At 74.5% G+C, this 6,595-nt stretch carries 6 protein-coding genes; 2 read left to right on the forward strand and 4 right to left on the reverse strand.

The annotated features are described in order from the left end of the window. Positions 1-16 precede the first annotated feature (16 nt). Positions 17-430, forward strand: coding sequence for a hypothetical protein (locus SSBG_RS18925; RefSeq protein WP_050776793.1), 414 nt, complete (start codon positions 17-19; stop codon positions 428-430). A gap of 117 nt (positions 431-547) precedes the next feature. On the opposite strand, the gene SSBG_RS18930 is transcribed toward SSBG_RS18925, so the two are convergent. From SSBG_RS18930 to deoC, 3 genes are read right to left on the reverse strand one after another with little or no spacing between them, the layout of a single operon-like run. Beyond that, complete coding sequence (locus SSBG_RS18930; RefSeq protein ID WP_008747681.1) at positions 548-1,522, reverse strand: aldehyde dehydrogenase family protein; 975 nt, start codon at positions 1,520-1,522, stop codon at positions 548-550. Beyond that, positions 1,515-2,981: an aldehyde dehydrogenase family protein gene (locus tag SSBG_RS18935; protein WP_008747682.1), complete on the reverse strand. Its 1,467-nt coding sequence runs from the start codon at positions 2,979-2,981 to the stop codon at positions 1,515-1,517. Before SSBG_RS18935 ends, SSBG_RS18930 begins: the two co-directional genes overlap by 8 nt. A gap of 3 nt (positions 2,982-2,984) precedes the next feature. Then, the gene (gene deoC, locus SSBG_RS18940) at positions 2,985-3,971 is read right to left on the reverse strand and encodes a deoxyribose-phosphate aldolase (protein ID WP_008747683.1); all 987 of its coding nucleotides are present in this window, start codon (positions 3,969-3,971) and stop codon (positions 2,985-2,987) included. A gap of 177 nt (positions 3,972-4,148) precedes the next feature. Between deoC and SSBG_RS18945 the strand changes: the two genes are divergently transcribed. Next, positions 4,149-4,775, forward strand: a complete 627-nt coding sequence (locus SSBG_RS18945; protein ID WP_037870123.1) for a PH domain-containing protein — start codon at positions 4,149-4,151, stop codon at positions 4,773-4,775. Between the two features lie 79 nt (positions 4,776-4,854). Here the strand turns inward: SSBG_RS18945 and SSBG_RS18950 are convergent, their stop codons facing one another. After that, complete coding sequence (locus SSBG_RS18950) at positions 4,855-6,552, reverse strand: phospho-sugar mutase (RefSeq protein ID WP_037870124.1); 1,698 nt, start codon at positions 6,550-6,552, stop codon at positions 4,855-4,857. Between the last annotated feature and the right edge of the window lie 43 nt (positions 6,553-6,595).

Raw genomic sequence — 6,595 nt, forward strand, 5'->3', positions numbered from 1 at the left:
AAAAAAAAAAAAAAAAATTAAAAGATATAATAAAAACAGGGTTAGATTCGCAATAAAGGAAAATAACATCGGCGGGGCGGCCGCGAGCGCGAGCGCGGCGGCCCCCGCCCTGGACACGGTCGCCCCGGACCTGGGCTCGCTCGCCCCCGGCGGCCTCGGCAAGCAGCTCGACACGCAGGCCGCGCTGGGCGGCGCGAGCCAGGGCCTCCAGGCCGCGACCACCTACGGCCTCGGCGGCGTCACCAACCTCCAGCTCGACCCCCTCGCGGGCACCGGCACCGACCCGCTGGCCAACGGCGTGGGCACCCAGGTCGCCGACTTCAAGCCGGTCGGCACGACGGACCTCACGGGCCCGGTCACGAGCGGCGCGAGCCTCGCGGAACTGCCGGTGGCGGGCGACGTGGTGCACACGCTGGGCATCGGCGGCTGAGAGCGCGGCCGCGCCCCGGCAGCCCCGCGTTGACGTATGACTGTGCGGGCCGTCCCCTGGTCGGGGGCGACCCGCACGGGTCCGTGCACGCGGCCGCAGACCGCCCGCGCGCTCGCGTCAGTAGGCGGAGCCCGCGCCCCCCAGGGAGCCGGTCGGGTGCCACACCGTCTTCGTCTCCAGGACGGAGGTCATGCGGCGCAGGCCGGGCGTCGCCGTCCAGTCCTCCCCGGCCGCCGCCGGACGCAGCACCCGCTTGAGGTTGTCCGCCGCCGCGATCTCCAGGTCCACGGCCTCCTGGCCGTGCGCGCCCGTGAGGTCGATCGCGTTGACGTCCTGGTGGGAGGCGAGCGTCGGGCCCAGGTCGGCGATCCGGCCGCTGAGGAGGTTCGCCGTGCCGCCCGGGACGTCCGAGGTGGCGAGGACCTCGCCGAGGGACAGGGCGGGCAGCGGCCGCTCCTCGCTCGCCACGACGACCGCCGTGCAGCCCGTCGCGAGGACGGGCGCGAGCACCGAGACGAGGCCGAGCAGCGAGGACTCGCGCGGCGCGAGCGCCGCGACGACCCCGCTCGGCTCGGGCGTGGACAGGTTGAAGAACGGCCCCGCGACCGGGTTCGCGCCGCCGACGACCTGTGCGAGCTTGTCGGTCCAGCCCGCGTACCAGACCCAGCGGTCCACCGCCGCGTCCACCTGGGCGCGCGCGGCGTCCTGGTCCAGGCCCTCGGCCTCGGCGACCTCGCGCGCGAACTGCCCGGCGCGCCCCTCCAGCATCTCCGCGACGCGGTAGAGGACCTGGCCCCTGTTGTACGCGGTCGCGCCCGACCAGCCGGGGAACGCCTTGCGCGCGGCGGCGACCGCGTCCCGGGCGTCCTTGCGGGTCGAGCGCGGGGCGTTGGCCAGCCACTCGCCGTGCGCGTCGCTCACCTCGTACACCCTGCCGCCCTCACTGCGGGGGAACTTCCCGCCGACGTACAGCTTGTAGGTCTTGAAGACGCCCAGGCGCGGCGCCGGGGCGCCCGCCTTCGCGGCGGCGGCCCCGCGGCCGCCCTTCGCCTGCTTCTCCGTCTTCTCCGTCTTCGCGGACTTCTCAGACATCGAGGTACGCCTCCAGGCCGTGCCTGCCGCCCTCGCGGCCGTAACCCGACTCCTTGTAGCCGCCGAAGGGCGAGGCCGGGTCGAACTTGTTGAAGGTGTTGGCCCACACGACGCCCGCGCGCAGCTTCTCGGCCACGGCGAGGATGCGGGAGCCCTTCTCGCTCCAGATGCCCGCCGAGAGCCCGTACGGCGTGTTGTTCGCCTTGGCGACCGCCTCGGCCGGGGTGCGGAAGGTGAGGACCGAGAGGACGGGGCCGAAGATCTCCTCGCGGGCGACGGTGTGCGCCTGCGTGACGTTGGTGAAGACCGTCGGGGCGAACCAGTAGCCCGAGCCGGGGAGTTCGCAGGGGGCGCTCCAGCGCTCGGCGCCCTCCGCCTCGCCCTGATCGGTCAACCGCGTGATGCGGTCGAGCTGTTCGGCCGAGTTGATGGCGCCGAGGTCGGTGTTCTTGTCGAGCGGGTCGCCCACGCGCAAGGTGGTGAGGCGCCGCTTGAGCGCGTCCACGACCTCGTCGTGCGCCGACTCCTGCACGAGCAACCGCGAGCCCGCGCAGCACACTTGGCCCTGGTTGAAGAAGATCCCCGTCACGATGCCCTCGACGGCCTGCTCGACGGGCGCGTCGTCGAAGACGATGTTGGCGCCCTTGCCGCCGAGTTCGAGTGTCACGCGCTTCCGCGAGCCCGCGACCGTCCGGGCGATCTGCTTGCCGACCGCGGTCGAACCGGTGAACGCGACCTTGTCCACGTCCGGGTGCGCGACGAGGGCCGCGCCCGCGTCCCCGTACCCGGGAAGGATGTTCACGACGCCCTTGGGCAGACCGGCCTGCCGGCAGATCTCGGCGAAGAACAGCGCGCTGAGCGGGGTCGTCTCGGCGGGCTTGAGGACCACCGTGTTCCCCGCCGCGAGCGCGGGCGCGATCTTCCACGCGAGCATGAGCAGCGGGAAGTTCCACGGGATGACCTGGCCCGCGACCCCGAGCGGCTTCGGCGCGGGGCCGAAGCCCGCGTGCTCCAGCTTGTCGGCCCAGCCCGCGTAGTAGAAGAAGTGCGCGGCGACGAGCGGGATGTCCGTGTCGCGCGTCTCCTTGATGGGCTTGCCGTTGTCGAGCGTTTCCAGGACGGCGAGTTCGCGGGCGCGCTCCTGGACGATCCGCGCGATGCGGAAGAGGTACTTGGCGCGCTCGGCACCCGGCAGCGCCGCCCAGGCGGGGAAGGCGCGGCGGGCGGCGGCGACCGCGCGCTCGACGTCCGCCTCGCCCGCCCGCGCGACCTCGGAGAGGACTTCCCCCGTCGCGGGGGACACGGTCTTGAAGACCTCGCCGGAGGCGGCCTCGGCGAACTCGCCGTCGATGAAGAGCCCGTAGGACGAGTCGAGTGCGACGGCGGCGCGCGATTCGGGCGCGGGCGCGTAGTCGGTGAAGGCCGGGGCGGGCCCGGCGGAGGGGGTCTCGTGTGCCATGGGTCAGTCCACCGTCACGTAGTCGGGGCCGGAGTAGCGGCCCGTGGCCAGCTTCTGGCGCTGCATCAGCAGGTCGCCGAGCAGCCCGGAGGCGCCGAAGCGGAACCACGCGTTGCTCAGCCAGTCCTCGCCCGCCGTCTCGGCGACGAGGACGAGGAACTTGATCGCGTCCTTCGTCGTCCGGATGCCGCCGGCCGGCTTCACGCCGACCTGCTCCCCGTGCGCGGCGCGGAAGTCCCGTACCGCCTGGAGCATGAGGAGCGTGTTCGCCGGGGTCGCGTTGACGCCGACCTTGCCCGTCGAGGTCTTGATGAAGTCCGCGCCGCCCAGCATCCCGAGCCAGGAGGCGCGCAGGATGTTGTCGTAGGTGGACAGCTCGCCGGTCTCGAAGATCACCTTGAGCCGGGCGCGGGAGCCGATCGCCTCGCGCACGGCGACGATCTCCTCGTAGACCTTCGCGTAGCGGCCCGCGAGGAAGGCGCCCCGGTCGATGACCATGTCGATCTCGTCGGCACCGGCCGCGAGCGCGGACTCGACGTCCGCGAGTTTCACGGCGAGCGGGGCACGCCCGGCCGGGAAGGCCGTCGCGACCGAGGCGATGCGGACCTCGCCGCCCGCCAGGGTCTCCTTCGCCGTCGCGACCATGTCGGGGTAGACGCAGACGGCGGCGACGCGGGGCGCGGAGCGGTCGGTGGGGTCCGGGTGCAGGGCCTTGGCGGCGAGGGCGCGGACCTTGCCCGGGGTGTCGGCGCCTTCGAGCGTCGTCAGGTCGATCATGGAGATCGCCAGGTCGATCGCGCGGGCCTTCGCGGCCGTCTTCACGGACCGCGTCCCGAGCGCGGCGGCGCGCGCCTCCAGGCCGACCGGGTCGACACCGGGCAGTCCGTGCAGGAAGCGCCGCAACGAGGCGTCGGAGGCGCTCACTTCGGCGAACGCGTTCCCTGCGGCGGCCCGTGGCGCGGGGGAGGGGGCGGGGGGAGTCGTGGGCATACTCACCAGGGGAGCATATCTACGCGCGTAGCGGTCTGTACAGGGGGCGCGGGGGCCCGGCAGGGGCGGGGGCGCGGGCGGGGCTGGGCCGGGTGGGGGAGCCCCGGGCGGGGGTGTCCCGCCCGTGTCCGGTGGGGAGCCCGAGGCCCTGCGGGGCCGGTGGGGGAGAATCGGGGTATGACGACCTCCGACCCGGCCGCTCCCCCGCCCCCGCCGGCCGCTCCCGACCGGATCTACCGCTCGCCCGCCGGCATCGCAGCCGGGGTGTTCCTGCTGATCCTGGGCGGCTGGCTGGGTGCCGACGCCATCGTCGTGGGCGAGGGCCGCGCCCCGTGGCTCGCCCTCGCCGCGGTGCTGTGCGTGGTCCCGCTGGTCATCGCCTTCACGCTGCGGCCCGCCGTCTTCGCGAACACCGAGCGGCTGCGCGTGCGCAACCCCTTCCGCACGATCGTGCTGCCCTGGAAGGGCGTCGCCGTGCTCCGCTCCGGCTACTCGAACGAGGTCGTGGACGGGGACGGCAGGGTCTTCCAGCTCTGGGCGATCCCCGTCTCGCTGCGCGGCCGCAAGCGCGCGGCCCGCGCCGAGGCCCGCGAGATGAGCAGGCAGGCGCGGGCGGGCCACACCGCCACCTCCGCGCACGAGGTCCGCCACCCGCAGGGCGACGTGGCGCTCGGCGAACTGCGCGAGCTGGCCGGCGACACGGACTCCCCCGAGAAGGGCCGCACCGAGGCCCGCTGGTGCTGGACCATCATCGCCCCGGCCGTCGTGGGCGCGATCCTGCTGATCGTGCTGCTGCTGGTCTGAGGGGGCGACGGGGACGGGCGGGGCGGTACGGGGGACCGCCCGCCGCGCCGTCACACCCGCGCGCCCTCAGCCCCCGCCCTCACACCCCCGCCGCCGCCCCCACGTCCCGCCGCAGCTCCGCGAGCAGCGCCGCCGCGCGCTCCCGGGCCTGCGGTACCGGGAGGCCCGCCGGGAGGACGATCTCCAGGTAGCACTTGAGCTTGGGCTCGGTGCCGCTCGGGCGGACGACGACCCTGCCCCGTACGCCCTCGGCCGTGCCGTCGCTCAGCGTGTAGCGCAGTCCGTCCGTGGGTGGAAGGCCGTCCTCGGGAAGGGCGAGGTCGTCCGCCGCCGTGACGGACAGGCCCGCGAGGCGCGGCGGCGGGGACTGGCGCAGGCGGTCCATCGCCGCGGGGATGAGCGAGAGGTCGGCGACCCGGGCGGAGAGCTGGGACGTCGCGTGCACGCCGTGCGCGCGGGCCAGCTCGTCGAGCGCGTCCGAGAGCGTGCGGCCCTCCTCCTTGAGCACCGAGGCGAACTCCGTGACGAGGAGCGCCGCCGTGATCCCGTCCTTGTCGCGCACCCCCTCCGGGTCCACGCAGTAGCCCAGCGCCTCCTCGTACCCGTACCGCAGCCCGGGGACCCGCGAGATCCACTTGAAGCCCGTGAGCGTCTCCGCGTGCGGGACGCCGGCCGCGCGGGCGAGGGTGCCGAGCAGCGTGCCGGAGACGATCGACTCGGCGAAGACACCGCGTTCGCCACGCCGCAGCAGGTGCGTGGCGAGCAGCGCGCCCACCTCGTCGCCCGTGAGCATCCGCCAGCCCGTCTCGGCCGAGGCGTCCGGCACGGCGACGGCGCAGCGGTCCGCGTCCGGGTCGTTCGCCACGATCAGGTCCGTGCCCGGGTGCGCCCGCGCCGTCGCGAAGGCGAGGTCCATCGCGCCGGGCTCCTCCGGGTTGGGGAACGCCACGGTCGGGAAGTCCGGGTCCGGCGCGGCCTGTTCGGCCACCGGTACGGGCGCGGGGAAACCGGCCCGCGCGAAGGCCGCGGCGACGGTCTCCGTGCCGACGCCGTGCAGCGCGGTGTGCACGATACGGGCGGTACGCGGCGAGCCGGGCGCGAGCACGGAGACCGCGCGCTCGACGTACGCCTCCAGTACCTCCTCCCCGAGCACCGTCCAGCCCTCCTCGGCGCGCGGCACCTCCGCCAGCGCTTCGACGGCCTCGATCCCGGCGGCGATCTCGGCGTCCGCCGGGGCGACGATCTGCGCGCCCGCGCCCTCGCCGGGCTCGGGGTAGCCGAAGCCGAGGTAGACCTTGTAGCCGTTGTCGCGCGGCGGGTTGTGGCTCGCGGTGACCTCGACCCCGGCGACCGCGCCGAGGTGCCCGAGCGCGAAGGCGAGGACGGGCGTGGGCAGCGGCCGGGGCAGGACGGCGGCGCGCAGCCCGGCCCCGGTCAGCACGGCGGCGGTGTCGCGCGCGAAGTCCGCCGACTTGTGGCGCGCGTCGTAGCCGACGACGACGAGCCCGTCCCCCTTGCCGTGCTCCCGCAAAAAGGCCGCGAGCCCGGCCGCCGCGCGGATCACGACGGCCCGGTTCATCCGCGAGGGCCCCGCCCCCAGTTCCCCGCGCAGCCCCGCCGTGCCGAAGCGCAGCAGGCCCGAGAAGCGGTCGCGCAGCGCCTCGGTGTCCTCCGCGTCGAGCAGCGCGGCCAGTTCGGCGCGCGTGTCCGGGTCGGGGTCCTCGGCCAGCCAGCGGCGGGCGCGGTCGATGAGGTCCTTCACGTCGTCCTGGTCCACCACGGTGGTCGTGCCTTTCTCGGCTTCGGTGGGGCGGCCGCGC

The sequence above is a fragment of the Streptomyces sp. SPB074 genome (assembly GCF_000154905.1).
Lineage (GTDB): Bacteria > Actinomycetota > Actinomycetes > Streptomycetales > Streptomycetaceae > Streptomyces.